Annotated in this window: 13 protein-coding genes; 7 read left to right on the top strand and 6 right to left on the bottom strand. The window is 66.9% G+C overall.

Features of this window, described 5'->3' with window-relative positions:
• The first annotated feature begins 422 nt into the window (after positions 1 to 422).
• The gene (locus EV668_RS22190) at positions 423 to 1,214 is read left to right on the top strand and encodes a creatininase family protein (RefSeq protein ID WP_245513365.1); all 792 of its coding nucleotides are present in this window, start codon (positions 423 to 425) and stop codon (positions 1,212 to 1,214) included.
• A 67-nt stretch (positions 1,215 to 1,281) separates the two neighbouring features.
• Here the strand turns inward: EV668_RS22190 and EV668_RS22185 are convergent, their stop codons facing one another.
• Positions 1,282 to 2,259 (bottom strand): GlxA family transcriptional regulator, encoded by a 978-nt coding sequence (locus tag EV668_RS22185; RefSeq protein WP_133774304.1) that lies wholly within the window; start codon positions 2,257 to 2,259, stop codon positions 1,282 to 1,284.
• Between the two features lie 85 nt (positions 2,260 to 2,344).
• Here EV668_RS22185 and EV668_RS22180 point away from each other — a divergent pair, with 85 nt between their 5' ends.
• The 6 genes from EV668_RS22180 to EV668_RS25680 all read left to right on the top strand — a co-directional run bounded on the left by EV668_RS22180 (position 2,345) and on the right by EV668_RS25680 (position 8,835).
• Positions 2,345 to 3,028, top strand: coding sequence for a DJ-1/PfpI family protein (locus EV668_RS22180; RefSeq protein ID WP_133774302.1), 684 nt, complete (start codon positions 2,345 to 2,347; stop codon positions 3,026 to 3,028).
• Positions 3,029 to 3,120: 92 nt separating this feature from the next.
• On the top strand, positions 3,121 to 4,305 hold the full coding sequence (locus tag EV668_RS22175) for an ABC transporter substrate-binding protein (RefSeq protein ID WP_245513364.1): 1,185 nt from the start codon (positions 3,121 to 3,123) through the stop codon (positions 4,303 to 4,305).
• 187 nt (positions 4,306 to 4,492) lie between these two features.
• Positions 4,493 to 5,980, top strand: coding sequence for an amidohydrolase family protein (locus EV668_RS22170; RefSeq protein WP_133774298.1), 1,488 nt, complete (start codon positions 4,493 to 4,495; stop codon positions 5,978 to 5,980).
• The gene (locus tag EV668_RS22165) at positions 5,977 to 6,954 is read left to right on the top strand and encodes a CobW family GTP-binding protein (RefSeq protein WP_133774296.1); all 978 of its coding nucleotides are present in this window, start codon (positions 5,977 to 5,979) and stop codon (positions 6,952 to 6,954) included. The genes EV668_RS22170 and EV668_RS22165 overlap by 4 nt, the downstream gene beginning before the upstream one ends.
• A gap of 17 nt (positions 6,955 to 6,971) precedes the next feature.
• On the top strand, positions 6,972 to 8,204 hold the full coding sequence (locus tag EV668_RS22160; RefSeq protein WP_133774294.1) for an NAD(P)/FAD-dependent oxidoreductase: 1,233 nt from the start codon (positions 6,972 to 6,974) through the stop codon (positions 8,202 to 8,204).
• 250 nt (positions 8,205 to 8,454) lie between these two features.
• A complete protein-coding gene (locus tag EV668_RS25680) occupies positions 8,455 to 8,835 on the top strand; it encodes a helix-turn-helix domain-containing protein (RefSeq protein ID WP_133774292.1) in 381 nt (126 codons plus the stop codon).
• Here EV668_RS25680 and EV668_RS22150 read toward each other — a convergent pair.
• The 5 genes from EV668_RS22150 to EV668_RS22130 form a co-directional block, all read right to left on the bottom strand.
• Positions 8,826 to 9,467: a PAS domain-containing protein gene (locus tag EV668_RS22150; protein ID WP_133774290.1), complete on the bottom strand. Its 642-nt coding sequence runs from the start codon at positions 9,465 to 9,467 to the stop codon at positions 8,826 to 8,828. The two genes, EV668_RS25680 and EV668_RS22150, sit on opposite strands and share 10 nt — an antisense overlap.
• A gap of 208 nt (positions 9,468 to 9,675) precedes the next feature.
• Complete coding sequence (locus tag EV668_RS22145) at positions 9,676 to 10,692, bottom strand: LLM class flavin-dependent oxidoreductase (protein ID WP_133774288.1); 1,017 nt, start codon at positions 10,690 to 10,692, stop codon at positions 9,676 to 9,678.
• Positions 10,693 to 11,088: 396 nt separating this feature from the next.
• Positions 11,089 to 11,871 (bottom strand): hypothetical protein, encoded by a 783-nt coding sequence (locus EV668_RS22140; protein WP_133774286.1) that lies wholly within the window; start codon positions 11,869 to 11,871, stop codon positions 11,089 to 11,091.
• A gap of 367 nt (positions 11,872 to 12,238) precedes the next feature.
• Positions 12,239 to 13,300, bottom strand: coding sequence for a DUF1254 domain-containing protein (locus EV668_RS22135; protein ID WP_133774285.1), 1,062 nt, complete (start codon positions 13,298 to 13,300; stop codon positions 12,239 to 12,241).
• 20 nt (positions 13,301 to 13,320) lie between these two features.
• Positions 13,321 to 14,745, bottom strand: a complete 1,425-nt coding sequence (locus EV668_RS22130; protein WP_133774282.1) for a DUF1254 domain-containing protein — start codon at positions 14,743 to 14,745, stop codon at positions 13,321 to 13,323.
• Positions 14,746 to 14,776 lie beyond the last annotated feature (31 nt).

Below are 14,776 nucleotides of genomic sequence, written 5' to 3'. Positions count from 1 at the left end.
GCAGGGCTGAAGAATAGAATGTCTAAAAAGAAGAGTTTCAAATTCATGTTATCAATCCGGCGCTTAAAAGCAATGCCGGAAATTCATGTTTTCCGCGGACTCGACGTCGTCGCCGATCGCCCGGCCGGCGAGGCCTCGGCACCTCGCTCGTGAGATTGCCGCCTGTCAGAAGCGGCCTGGGGCGCCCTTGCGGCGCTCCTTCGCAGGGAGCGAGCGTCTCCCGAGGGCGCCGGGCCACGCGGATCGCGGCGTTTCGGGCATCGCCTCGTCGGCTTCCGCTGCCGGAATGCTTGCGTTTCTCGCCGAAGGCGTGGACGATCAGCTCGTATGATGCCGCCACGCCGTCCGGTCCGGATGCAGTCCGGACGAGCAGGTCATGTCTTGCCTGCGCTCAGTTCAGCGGTCTCGATCCGAAAGACGTCGTGAGCATCGTCATGAAGCCAGAAGAACGCTGTCTCGAGAAGCTGACGACCCTGGAAGTCTCCGATCTGATCGCGGGCGGTGCTCGACGGATCATCGTCCCCTGCGGGGCCGTCGAGCAGCACGGGCCGCACATGGCACTGTCGATGGATGCACGCCATGCGGAGGCGCTGGCCGGGCGTGTCGCGATGGCCCTCGGCCAGACGCTGATCGCGCCGACGATCCGGGTCGGATGCTCGCCGCATCACCTGGATTTCTCCGGCACCGTTTCGCTTGCGCCCGAGACATTCGCTGCCATCTGCCGGGATTATTGCGTCAGCTTGGCGCGGCACGGATTCAACAGGATCCTCTTCTTCTCCGGGCATATCGGTAACTTCCCGCATCTCGAAGCCGCGCTGCCGATGTTGAACGAGGCCGTGGCCGGGCGAGCCCAAGTGGTCGCCTTCCACGATCCGGATGCTTGGCTCGACGGCTGGCGCCGCGCGGTGGCGCGGGCGGGGGGCGATCCTGAACGGGTCGGCGGCCACGCCGATCTTGCGGAGACGTCGATCATGCTCGAGATCGATCCCTCTGCGGTCAGGATGCCTCTTGCCGCCGCAGGACGGCTCGGACCGATCGCGAAGCGGGATCTCGACGTCATCTGGCGTGACGGCTTCGCCAGTGTCAGTCCGAACGGGATTTTGGGCGACGCCCGTGGCGCCACGCCGTCCATCGGCCAAGCCTGCCTCGACGAGATCGCAAACCTGCTGACGTCGTTCTTCAGACAGGGCGATCGGGCGGGCGTCGGAGCGTAGCGGCCGGCATCGCCCGGTCGATGCGTCGCGGAGAACGTGCCTCGATCCGGCGATCCGAGAGGCTCTTCTACCCGGAATGACTTGTGCAATGAAGCTCTCTGAAGAGCGTCGGCGTCATTCCGAAGCGCCTTTCGAAAGCCTTGGACAGCTGCGCGGCGCTTGAATAGCCTGTCTGGGCCGCGATGTCCTTGAGCAGCATGCCTGTGGCGAGCAGCGTGCGGGTTCGGTCGAGCCGCAGCGTTTCCACGAAATGCGCTGGTGTCTCGCCCGTGCTCTGAGTGAACCGGCGCAGGAACGTCCGCTCCGACATCCTGGCTCTGTCGGCGAGACACGGGACATCGAGCTGCTGCGCGAGGTTCTCGCGCATCCACTGAACGAGCGGTGCGAAGCGCGCATCCGCCTGGGACTGGGCATCGAGCACCGGACTGAACTGCGACTGGTAGCCGGGGCGCCGCGCATAGAGCACGAGGCGTTTCGCGATGGCGTGAGCGACGGCGTTGCCGAGGTCCGCGGCAACCATCTCGAGGCTCATGTCGATGCCGGTCGTGACGCCGGCCGAGGTCCATAGCGAGCCGTCGTTGACGAACAGGGCGTTCCTGTCGACCTCGACGTCCGGCCATGCTTCCGCGAGGCTGGCGCAGGTCGACCAATGCGTGGCCACGCGCTTGCCGTCCAGAAGACCGAAATGCGCCAGCGCATACGCGCCGCTGCAGACGGAGCCGTAGCGTCGCGCCGTATGGCTCGCCTCGACGCTCCATCGGCGGACCGTTTCGTCCCCCACCAGTCCCTTGAGGCCGCTCTCGTCGCCGCCCGCGACCAGCAGTGTGTCGATCGATGTCGGTGGAAGCTCCGAGACCGGTTCCGTGACGAGCGCGACGGCACTGCTCGTTCGGACGACGCCGCCCTGCGCCGAGAGGATCCGGATGTCGTAATGGGCTCGTCCCACCTCATCGTTGCCGGCTTCGAACACCATGGCGGGGCCGGTGACGTCGAGTACCTGGCAGCGCGGAAAGATCAGGAGCGCGACGGTGAGGGGCAGGCTCATTTGGCGGATATTGGCCGACGTTTGTCATTTACGCCACCCCGCATGAGGTCAAGAATTCGGGCTTGCGATGACATCGAGTTCCGACATGACCACGATCGATATTGGCTTTCTGATCTTTCCGAAGGTCACGCAGCTTGATCTCATGGGGCCGGCACAAGTTCTGAGCCGCGTCCCCGGCGCGAAAGTGCATCTCGTCTGGAAGGCTCTCGAACCCATCGAGACGGATGTCGGTTTCACCATCAATCCGACCGTCACGTTCGAGGATTGCCCGCAACTCGACGTCCTGTGCGCTCCGGGCGGCTTCGGGGTGGTGGAGCAGCTGAGCGATCCCGACACGATGGCCTTCCTGCGCCGGCAGGGCACCGGCGCGCGCTACGTGACGTCGGTCTGCAATGGTTCGCTTCTGCTCGGAGCGGCGGGGCTCATCACCGGCTACAGGTCGGCCTGCCACTGGATGTGGCGCCCGTACCTCACTCAGTTCGGCGCCGAGCCGGTCGCCGCCAGGGTCGTGCGCGATCGCAACCGGCTTTCCGGCGGAGGCGTGACCTCGGGGATCGATTTCGCTCTGACGCTGGCCAGCGAACTGGCCGGCGAGGAAGCGGCCCGCATGATCCAGCTGGGCCTCGAATACGACCCTCAGCCGCCGCTGGACAGCGGCTCGCCGGAGAAGGCGGGCCCCGAGCGGGAGGCTCGGGCGCGCGCCGCGCTCGAATCCTCGCTCCCGCGGATCGAAGCCGCCATCGCGGAGGCGGCCGCCCGCCGTCCGTAAGTGCTGCGGCCCGTCAATCCTGCACCAACGAAGGAGGTCCCATGATACCCGCCATCCGCACCTGGATCGTCGCCTGCGTCACGGCTGGCGGGATGCTCGCCGCCCTGCCGGCGCATAGCCAGATTTCGGACGGGGTCGTCAAACTGGGCGTCATCAACGACCAGTCCGGGCCCTTCTCGTCGCTGACCGGCCCCGGATCGGTCCTCGCCATCCGGATGGCGGTCGAGGATATGAAGCCGCAGCTCGGCGACATCCGGGTGGAGATCCTCGTCGCCGACCATCAGAACAAGCCGGATGTCGGCGTCGCCACGGTGAAGCGCTGGCTCGATGTGGACAATATCGACGCCGTTCTCGATGTGTCGAATTCGTCTGTCGCGCTCGGGGTCCAGACGCTGATCCGAGAGAGGAACAAGGTCGCCCTCTACGGCATCATCGGCACCACCGAGCTGACGGGCAAGCAATGCGCCAAGACGGGTTTCTCCTGGGTGCACGACGCCTACGCACTCGTGTCCGGCCCCGTGAAGACGCTGACGAAGGGGCCGGAGGACACCTGGTACTTCCTCGGTGCGGATTTCGAGTTCGGCAAGAACATGGTGCAGGTCGCCAAGAGACTGGTGACGGCGAGGGGCGGCAAAACCGTGGGTGAGGCGTTCCACCCGATGAGCGAGGCCGATTTCAGCTCCTACCTGCTGCAGGCTCAGGGCTCGAAGGCGAAGATGGTCGCATTTGCCAATGCAGGCACCCAGCTCGTCAACGTCATGAAGCAGTGGCAGGAATTCGGCATGCAGGGCGGCGGGCAGCGGCCGATCGCCACCTTGCTCTCTGTTGCCGACGTTCATGCCGCCGGCATGGACGTGATGCAGGGGCTCACGGCGACCACCGCGTGGTACTGGGGCCTGAACGACGATACGCGCGCGTTCGCCAAGCGCTTCTTCGCACGCTTCAACGCGATGCCGACGGAATCCCAAGCCGGGATGTATTCGGCCACCATGCACTACCTCAAGGCAGTCGCCGCCACGAAGACCGATGCCACCGATGCCGTCGTATCGCGCATGCGCGAAGTGCCGGTGGACGACATGTTCGCGAAAGGCGCGCGGTTGCGCCCCGACGGCAAGCTCGCGCACGACTTCCTCCTGGTGACGGTTAAGACGAAGCAGGAATCCAAGGCGCCATGGGATTACTACAAGGTCGATGCGGTCATTCCCTCGAGCGATGCCTTCACGTCACTCGAAGCCAGCGACTGCCCCCTGGTGACGGATGCGGCGAAGAGCAAGTGATCGAGGCCGAGGGCGGGCCGCCTCTCCATCGAGGACAGAAGCGCCGTTAGCGATTGCCTGACAGCGGCTGATCTGGACGACATCTTGCGGGGCTTGCAAGGAAGAGCCCTCATCTCGTCCGGTTCGGAGCGACACGTCCTCCGTCCCGCCCGTGCAATCGGACATCCGCTCAAGGGGCTCGTCGCTCATGTTTGATCTCGTTCTGCGCGGAGGCCGCGTCATCGATCCGGAGAGCGGGCACGATGGCTTGGCCGACGTCGCGGTGAAGGACGGGCGGATCGCCGGCCTGGGCACGGTTACGGAGGCTGGGCTCGTCGAGGTCGATGCGTCGGGCCTCGTCGTCGCGCCGGGCTTCGTCGATCTGCACGCGCATGGGCAATGCCTGCCCGCCGACAGGATGCAGGCCTTCGACGGCGTGACGACGGCGCTGGAGCTCGAACTCGGCGTCTGGCCCGTGGCACGCTGGTACGACGAGCAGGCCCATGCGGGCCGCGTGCTGAATTACGGGGCCTCGACCGGCTGGGTCTTCGCGCGCATCGCCGCGATGACCTCCCAGCAGACCGAGTCGAGCATCGCCGGCATGGGCCGCGCGATGCAGGACAAGCGCTGGTCGGACGAAGTCGCGAGCGCGGCGGAGAGCGCCGACATCGTCGCGCGCGTGAAGGCCGGCCTCGACCAGGGCGGCCTCGGGATCGGCTTTCCGAATGCCTATGCGCCGGGCGCCGGCGTGAAGGAGATCTCGGATCTCTGCAGCCTCGCCGCATCCTTCGGCGTGCCGACCTTCACCCATATCGCCTACATGTCGAACGTCGATCCGATGAGTTCCATCGACGCCTATACGCGGCTGATCGGTCTCGCGGGCTCGACCGGCGCGCACATGCACATCTGCCATTTCAACTCGACCAGCCTCCAGGACGTCGAACGCGCGGCCGAACTCGTGCGGACGGCCCAGGCGCAAGGGCTGAAGGTGTCCGTCGAGGCCTATCCCTATGGGACGGGCTCGACGGTGGTCGGCGCGGTCTTCTTCTCCGACCCGGCCTTCCCCGAGCGCACGGGCGGGGGCTACGAGACCATCGAGAGCCTCGCCTCGGGTCGCCGCTTCGGCGACCGGAGCGAGGTCCTCGCCGCCCAGGCCGAGGACCCCGGCTCGCTCGTGCTCTGGCATTTTCTCGACGTCGCCGCGAACGACCGGCACCGGAACCTGCTCGACGTCTCCGTCCTGTTCCCGGGCGGCGCGATCGCGTCGGACGCGGTGCCCTGGCTTCTCGCCGATGGGGCCACCTATTCTGGAGACGCCTGGCCCCTGCCGGACGACGCGATCTCGCATCCCCGATCGAGCGGGACATTCACGCGCTTCCTGCGCGAATGGGTGCGGGAGCGGGAGACGCTGTCGCTGATGGAGGGGCTGCGCAAATGCTGCCTCATCCCGGCCCAGCTGATGGAGGCGAGCACGCCGGCCATGGCCCGGAAGGGTCGTCTCCGCGTCGGCTGTGACGCCGATATCGTATGCTTCGATTGGGACACGCTCACGGACCGGGCCGATTTCCGACATCCGAACCGCCCCTCCGAGGGCGTGCGCCATCTCTTCGTCGGCGGGGAGACGGTCATCGTGGATGGCGGCCTCGTCCGAGAGGCCCGGCCCGGCCGCCCTGTTCGCCGCCCGGTGGCTTCGTGACGATCCCGGTCGTGCTGGTCGCGGGGTTTCTCGGCGCGGGCAAGACGACGCTGGTGAACGAGATGCTCCGCCGGCCGGACGGCCGCCGGATCGCGGCCGTGGTCAATGATTTCGGTGCGATCGACATCGACGCGGACCTTCTTCGCCAGTCCAGCGACGGCGTGGTGAGCCTCCGGAACGGCTGCATCTGCTGCAGTCTCCAGGGCGATCTCATGCGCACGCTCGCCACCCTCATCCGCCGGCAGCCGCCACCCGACGCCATCGTGATCGAGACGAGCGGTGCGTCGGATCCGGCCGAGATCGTCCGCTCGCTTCTCGATCCGGTCGTCTATGCGGCGACGCCCCTCGAGACCGCCGTGACCGTGATCGACGCGCGGCATCTTGCCGACAGGCCGGCGCTGTTCGACGATCCGCTCTGGCGCTCGCAGGTCGCGTCGGCGGATATCTGCGTTCTCGCGAAGACCGACCTCGTGGATGAAGCCGGGCTCGCCGCCCTCCGCGCCGTCCTCGCCCGCTTCAAGGCCCAGCACCTCATCGTCGATGCCGGCGACCACCTGTCGCCCACCCGCCGCTTCTTCTCGGAGAACGAGCCTCGCGTGCGCGCCCCGTCGAAGGGCTCCATGCCTCAGGCGGCGGACGAGCGCTTCGAGACGCAGAGCTGGAGTTCGGAGAGGCCGGTGGTCCTCGCCGCCTTCCAGTCCGCCGTCGCGAGGCTCGCTCCCTTCCTCCTGCGCGCCAAGGGCGTCGTCACCTTCACGCACGAGCCCGGCCGGCCGATGCTGTTCCAGCTGGTCGGATCGCGGGCGACCATCGTCCCGGCACAGACCGGACCGATGGACAGGGGCGGAGCGCGCCTCGTGCTCATCGCGGAGCGGGGACGCCTCGATTGGGAGGACGCCGCCCGGCTGCTTGATGCCAGCGTCGACATCGAACCCATCCGGTCGGCGCCAAGCCGGCGCGTCGACCGTCACTGAACAGGCCGGAGGCCCTCATGCGCAGCGCGATCGTCCTGGGTGCAGGCATGGCAGGCCTCGGCGCCGCACTCCACCTGCAGGAGCGCGGATGGTCCGTGATCCTGATCGACCGAGGGCAGCCCGGCCGGGAGACGAGCTACGGCAACAGCGGCATCATCCAGGCGGAGGCGGTCGAGCCTTATCCGATGCCGCGCGATTGGCGCTCGCTGCTTGATATCGCCATCGGGCGAACCAACGATGTCCACTTCGAATGGGGCGCGCTGCATCATCACGTCGGACCGCTGCTGCGCTATTGGTGGTATTCCGCGCCGCGCCGACACGCCGCTGTGTCGCAAGCCTATGCGAGCATCATCCGTCACGCCCTTCCGGAGCATCAGAGGTTGATCGCCGCTGCCGGCGCGGAAGCCCTGGCGCGCCCGGGTGGCTTTCGCGTTCTCCATCGCGACACGCGCGCCATGGACAAGGCCGCCGCCAATGCCGAGCGGCTCCGAACACTTTATGGCGTCCGGTCCAAGATCATGAGCCCCGGGGAACTCGGCGCAGCCGAGCCGGCGCTGACGTCATGCGGCGCAGGCGCGATCCATTGGGAGGCGTCCTGGTCGATCTCGGATCCGGGAGCGCTGACGACAGCCTATGCCGACCTGTTCCGCCGACGAGGGGGAACCGTGCGGCGGGACGGCGCGGAGACGCTCACGCAGGCAGGTTCGGGCTGGATCGTACACGGCGAAGCCGGGCCGATCGAGGCCGAGGCCGCGGTGGTCGCGCTTGGCCCGTGGTCACCGGACTTCCTTCGCCCGTTGGGCTATCGCTTCCCGATGGTCCGCAAGCGCGGCTACCATCGCCATTGGCGCGGACGCCGCACCGTGTCCCTGCCGCTGCTGGATGCGGCCAATGGCTATGTGATGGCGCCGATGGCCAAGGGGTTGCGCATCACGACGGGAGCCGAGTTCTCGGTGCCCGATGCGGGCGCGAGCTTGACCCAGCTCGCGCGAGCCGAGCGCGCCGCCGGCGAACTCCTCGATCTCGAAGCGCCATACGAGAACCAGCCGTGGTTCGGCACGCGTCCCTGCATGCCCGACATGCTCCCGGTGATCGGCGAGGCCCCGCGGCACCGCGGACTCTGGTTTCATTTCGGGCACGGCCATCAAGGCTTCACATTGGGGCCGGCCAGCGGTCGCCTGCTGGCGGAACGGATGTCGGGTGAGACGCCTTTCGTTCCGGCCGAGCCGTTCGATCCTGCCCGGTACTGACGAGGGGGACGCGCGTCTTCGCGCGTCCGTCGGCTCCCGCCATCATCGGAATCGTCAGGTTCGCCCGGCCGGATCGGCACGCGGAGGCGATCGATCGCGCCCCGTTGCGGGCAGGTGCTGCCGATCCGGCCGATGACGGATCCCGGCCCCGGGCGTGCGATGATATGGACCGGGGGAGACTGACATTTGCACTCGTGACGACGCCCGCATGCGCCTATGGTCCGCTCTCTTTCGTCCAACGCGATGACGTATGCCGAGCTCTCCCAAATCCCCCGCCAGCCTCGACCTGACGATTGCCCGCGCAATCCGCGCGTTACGGGAAGCGAGAGGTCTGTCGCAGGCGAAGCTGGGCGAGGCGATCGGGGTGACGTTCCAGCAGGTCCAGAAATACGAGAGGGGCGCCAACCGGATCTCGTCGAGCCGCCTTCAGCGGATCGCTGACACCCTGAACGTGCCGGTCTCGACCTTCTTCACCGACGCCGGCAACGGAGTCGACGAGCCTCTCAGCGAGAGCGCGCTCACGATCGCCGTGCAGTACGAAAACCTCGACGAGCGCGACCGGACCGCCGTCCGCGCCTTGATCGATGCCTTGTCGCAACCCGGCCGAGGCAGGCCCGATTCTCAGGAATGAAGCGACGGCCTCCGGCCGCGGAGCATGGTGGTCTCCGAACCGGAGATCGCGAGACGACGGCCGACCGTCTCAAGGAGAGCCGCAAGGGCCGGGCGGATGCTCGCGTCGTCTTCGTCCGACAGTCCTTGCAAGCCCTGCCAAGCCGTCAGGGCCGTATCCGCGAACCTCTCCAACGGTGAGGCGGACTCGTCGATCGCCGAGAACAGCGCGCGGCCCCCGCCATATCCGTCGAGCCGGCTATCGGTGACATCGATCACGATCCCGCGGGCGCGCGTCACGGCGCCGGTGTCGCCCCCCTCGAACCAGCCTCGGGCCAGCACCCATCGGAGAGGCCCCGACCGAGGGGTGGTCCGGTATTCGGCCACGAACAGGCCGCCACGCCGTCGCACCTCCGCGACCGTCGCGTTGAAGGGGGTTCGGTCCTCGGCATGGATCGCTCGCAGGAAATCAGCGAGCGCGGGACCTCTTTCGACCTGATCCGGCAGGAAGCCGAAGAGGTGAGCGGTGAGCGGACAGACGCGGGTGCGGTCCGCCGCGATGTCCCAATCCCAAGTGCCGACGCTCGACGCCGTCAGAACCGTGCGAATCCAGGCATCATCCGCTACGCCGTGCGTCAGCCCGTCGGTCGGCATCTTTCTCCCCCCGTTGCGACAATGCTACGCAGTCGGCCGCTCCTGGCAAGTGTTCGATGGCAAATCCATCGAATACTTGCGTATGGGACGGTCCCGCGCGGCGCCCCACAGCCAATCGCTGCCGCGACGCCGAGGCGCTGACGGTTCGACCATCCGAGGCGATGGCGCCGTCCGCACCCTCGCCCCAGCATCCCTGCCGGAGAGTAGGTCAGCGCCAGCCGAGGGCGGGCGCGACATGCGTCAGGATGCTCTCCAGGACGTGGACGTTGTAGGCGACGCCGAGCTGGTTCGGCACGGTGAGAAGCACCGTGTCGGCTTCCCGGATCGCCTCGTCCTTCTCGAGCTGCCGTGCAAGCGTGTCGGGCTCGGCCGCGTAGGAGCGACCGAAGACGGCACGCATGTTGTCGATGACGCCGACCTGATCATCGTCTTCGCCGCGGCCGAAATAGGCCCGATCCTCGTCGTTCACGAGCGCGAAGATCGATCGCGAGACGGAGACGCGCGGCGTCCGCACATGGCCGGCCTCCGTCCACGCCTCCTTGTAGGCGCGGATCTGCTTCGCCTGCTGGACGTGGAACGGCTCGCCGCTCTCGTCGGCCTTCAGCGTCGAGCTCTGCAGGTTCATGCCCTGCTTCGCCGCCCAGATCGCCGTGGCGTTCGAGGCCGAGCCCCACCAGATGCGCTCGCGCAGCCCCTCCGAATGCGGCTCGATGCGAAGGAGGCCGGGCGGGTTCGGGAACATCGGTTGCGGATGCGGCCTCGCGAAGCCATCCCCCTTCAGGAGCTCGAGGAAGGTGTTCGCGTGGCGGCGCCCCATGTCGGCGTCGCTCTCGCCGTCCTGCGGGCTGTAGCCGAAATACCGCCAGCCCTCGATCACCTGCTCGGGCGAGCCGCGGCTGATGCCGAGCTGAAGCCGGCCGCCGGCGATGAGATCGGCCGCCCCGGCATCCTCGGCCATGTAGAACGGGTTCTCGTAGCGCATGTCGATGACGCCCGTGCCGATCTCGATGCGGCTCGTCCTGGCGCCGATGGCCGCCAGCAGGGGGAAGGGCGAGGCGAGCTGGCGCGCAAAATGATGCACGCGGAAATAGGCGCCATCCACGCCGAGCTGCTCGGCCGCGACGGCGAGGTCGATCGATTGCAACAGCACATCGCCGGCGGAGCGCGTGCCCGAGCGCGGCGAGGGCGACCAGTGCCCGAACGACAGGAACCCGATCTTCTTCATGGCGACCTCTTCGACCTGCCCTTTTGCGCGCCCGATTGCTTGACCCGCGCCGACGGCAGTTATGGTGCCAGCTTGTCCTCGACAATGCCGCTGCCGGAGCAATCATAGTTCGAGGTTCTCGAACCTGGATCGCGTTGGGTACGTCTTCGACGTCGCCAAAATCGGCAGCGTCTCGGGCGTGGCTCGAGGCGTCCCAGGACCTGCATCCGCCGGTGACGATCACGCTGCTGCCGAGCGCCGGGACCGTGGGTCTCCTGCGCGAACGCATCGAAGGACGACACCGAGACGATGGCCAGGGGATCGTCTCGAAGTTGTCTCGCTTGCCGCCTTGGCCTTCCTCGCGGCGAGCGCTGCCGTTCCCCTTTCAGAAACTCGTCTTCGGGGGTGGTAGGCCGTTCAGGTCGGAAACAGGAAGGTGACCGCCGCGCGGAGGCCCCAGCGCGGCGCGCTGTCCGGGCGCACGGCATAGTATCGGATCCCGACGCTCGCGCTCATCGCCTGATCGCCGATCTTGAACACCTGCGCCGCTCCCAAATTAATCGGAACCGTCCATTGCTCTCGGACCCAGTCGTAACTCGCCTCGCTATTCAGCGTCACGCTGAAGCCCTTGCCGAAGTTGTATGAAACGAAGGGCTGGAGGAACGTCGCGCTCACATCCTCCCGCCCGCTGGGGCCGGCATAGGACCAGATATGGTTCGCGAGCGCTCCGACCGTCCATGCGCCGGACTGGACGAGCGCCACGCCTGTCAGACCGGCGCCCCATTTGCCTCCGCCCAGGATCTCGTCCGTCGCTGTCGGCCAGAGGAAGACGGGTCCTGCACCCCATGTCAGCCCGCTCGGGTGGCGCGGCGAAAAGAAGAAGCTCTGCGTGATATCGCCGAGGCCAAAGACGCGGTCGGGTCCGTAATGATGCCGGTACGACAAGGGCATAATGGTGCGGACGATCAGGTTCCAGTCCTCGTTCAGCTTGACCGGCACCACGGGCTGCACGTTGATCGTCGCAGCGCGACCCCGCCCGTCGCCTCCCTGCCAGTCGAAATTGCCTTGGATCGGAACGCTGATCAGGTCCGCTACCGGATTCTGCAGCTTTTTCGACAGATCGTCCGTGTCGTCTGCGTTCGCAGCACTCGCTGCCGCGACAAGCACGAATCCGCTCAGCACTCCCAAACAGCGTCTCATCTTCGCACCCCGTCCTCGCCTCGTTTCGCGATCGGCTGGCGACTGATCAGCCGGGCATCAGCACCTCGTCGCTTTGATTGCATTCAGAGATTGAGGCCCGTCTCGTGCCCGCGGCCCCCGTAATCCGGCTTGACCTGTTGGCCGACGAACCGGCCGGTCGAGGCCAAGCTGCCGGCCTTCACCCCTCCGGGCGATGCCCCACGAGGCCAGCTTAACCGTTCGTCAGGCCTGTTTTGTCCGACTTGGGACAAATCGGTGGCGGAAAGGCGGACGGACGCCCGCCGGCGTTGCCGCTGCCGCACATCATCTCATGGCCTGCATCAGCGACTTCATGGCCCCGTCGATGTCGAGTTCGGTCGGCGTCCGATCACTGGACCGGCGACACGGCCTTCGCGTCTGGGAAGCGCCACGTCCCGTCCAGGATTTCGGCCCGCGGGCGGTAAAGGCGGACCATGTAGTTCCAGCCGGCCATGATGGGCAGACAGTTGGCGATCCTGCCGTCGCAGCCGCCGAACTGGATCTTCAGCGAACCGTCGGCCTCCTTGCGGCCGGTGACGTCGTTCAGCGAATAGGCGCCGAGCGGGTTCGGCTCGAAATAGCCCTTCTCGTTATAGACCGTGACCGACCAGAAGCCGTCGACCGGTACGTCCTTCACCGTCAGGAGATGGACGGTCTTCCCGTCGTTCTTCTCCGGCACGATGTTGAGATAGAGCGCTTCCTTCGGCGGATTGGCGCCCCAGCCCTGTGCGGCGCCGATCAGGAACCGAACCGGATCGACCTCGTCCTTGCGGCCGTACATCCGGTTGGTATCCGGGAGAGTGGAGGCGAGCACGAGCAGCGCGCCGCGCACCTTGTTCTGGCTGGCCGGGTCCCAGTTCGGGACCTTGAACTCACCTGCACGGTCCTGCGTGGTGCCGATTGCGTCCTGGAGCCGATGCGCCTCGCGCATATCCTCGACGTTGGCGGGATCGACGAGGATGCGCACCGCCACGACGACATAGCGCGTGCCGACCTTCTCGCGGGTCAGGGTGTAGGTTCCCGGGTCGTAATGGACGCCGTAGGTATATTGGTCCTGATCGATGACCTGCATGGAGACGAAGCGCTTGCCCGCCTCCGGCAGCCTGATCGTCACCGGCCCGGCATCGAGATCGAACACGGCGGCCGAATACAGCGTGTCGCGGTTGAGGCGGATCACCGTCTGCTTGTCGAGGGGGGCCGGCTCGCGCGTATGGTCGAAGCGGCCAAAACCGCCATTGGCCGCGACGTTGGCGAAGTAGAGATCGGTTTCGGCGCGGGCGAAATTATCGGGCGTCACCGGGCGCAACTCGCCCGTGCGGAACGGTGCCGTGCGGTCGGCCTGCTGCGCCGACGCACCGGTGACGAGCCCGACGACGCAAGCGAATGCCGCGGCGGCTATCGTGATCCTCATTGCGGTCCCCTTCCAGGAATTCAGCGTTTCGCCGGGCCGCTCGCCACGACCGGCGGCGCCTTCCATGCCCCCGACAGCGCTTCGGCTCGCGGCAGATAAAGGCGCATCACCACGTTCATCGGCCCGTCGGGCGCCGGCAGCCAGTTGGCCTCGCGCTCCGGTCCGGGCGAGGCGTGCTGGAGATGGAGCGTGATGCCGCCGCCCGGATCGCGTTTCAGTCCGGCCAGCATCGCGGAGTTGATCAGATAGCGCCGCAGCGGGTTCTCGACGAGGAACTGCGTATCGGCGTGGTACATCGTCACCGACCAGAAGGCGTCGACCGGCGGCAGCGCGCCCGGCGCGAAGGTCAGCGTATAGTTCGTCTTCGCGGTATCCAGCGGCGCACCGGCCTCGTCGACCATGTAGGAGGGATAGAGCGTCTCCTCGATCGTGTTGCCATAAATGCCGCCCATGGCTCCGACCGCGCGCTGGAGATATTTCCCGGCCATCTCTTCGGGCGAGCCGAACAGTCCGGCCGAACTCGTCACCTTGCTGAGCGCGGAGGCGATCTCCTCGTGGCCCTGCCGGGCTCCCTCCCCGATCTTTGTCACCGTCTCCGGCACGGCGTCCTTCGGCGGCCAGGGGAGCCCGCCGCCGATCCCGAGCCGGGCGAAATCATCCCGCAGCGCTCGCTCGCCCTCGAGCACCGGGCAGAACCCGAGCAGCAGGTTGGCATAACGCCAGAACCTCTCGTCGAAGCTCGCCTCGCTGATCGCCGGGTAGTCGATGGCCGCCGGCTCCGGCGGCGCCTGCGTCCCTGTGAAGGCGCTCAGCGGCACGGCGCGATAGCCGGCCTGGATCGCCTTCACGCGGTCGATGTCCGTCCGCTCGAACAGTTGCGTGCGGAACTGAGAATAGCCGAGCTCCGTGCTCAGCCGCACGATCCGCCGGATGCCCGCCGGCACCGGTCCGGTCCATCCCGGCCCGGCGATCAGGAAATCGCCGCCGCCGTTGCCGTCCTTGCGGGTGCCGAGATAGTCGACGTTGTTCGTATAGAGATCGACGATCTGTAGCGAGTAATAGCGCCCATCGTCGATCTTGGGCAGCGTCACCACGAGGGGTTCGCGGCGCAGGTCGAGGATCAGGAAGGAGTAGGGTGTGTCGGAATTCGGGGTGATGACCCCGGTGTCCTGGGGGGTGAAGACCCGCGCCAGATTGTTCACCTGGTTGGGCGGACCCTTGTACTGGCTACCCTTTGCGTCGATCGCAAACTGGTAGATGCTGAGATAGTTCTTCACCAGCGGATAGGCATAGACATAGGCCTGTCGCGCCAGTTCCCGCGCCTGGTCTCCCGACAGACCGGCCCGGGCGGTTGCCGCAGACGTCGCGGAAAGCCCCGCCGCGATGCCGCCCAGGACCAGAAGCGCCTGACGCCGGCTCGGCGGAGAGGTGGTCGTCCTGCCCATGCTCGCTCGTCCGTTTCGGGACGCGGTCGTC

It is taken from the genome of Enterovirga rhinocerotis (assembly GCF_004363955.1).
GTDB lineage: Bacteria > Pseudomonadota > Alphaproteobacteria > Rhizobiales > Beijerinckiaceae > Enterovirga > Enterovirga rhinocerotis.
Note: the sequence above shows the minus strand (reverse complement) of the source record. Positions and strands in the feature narration are given on the sequence as shown.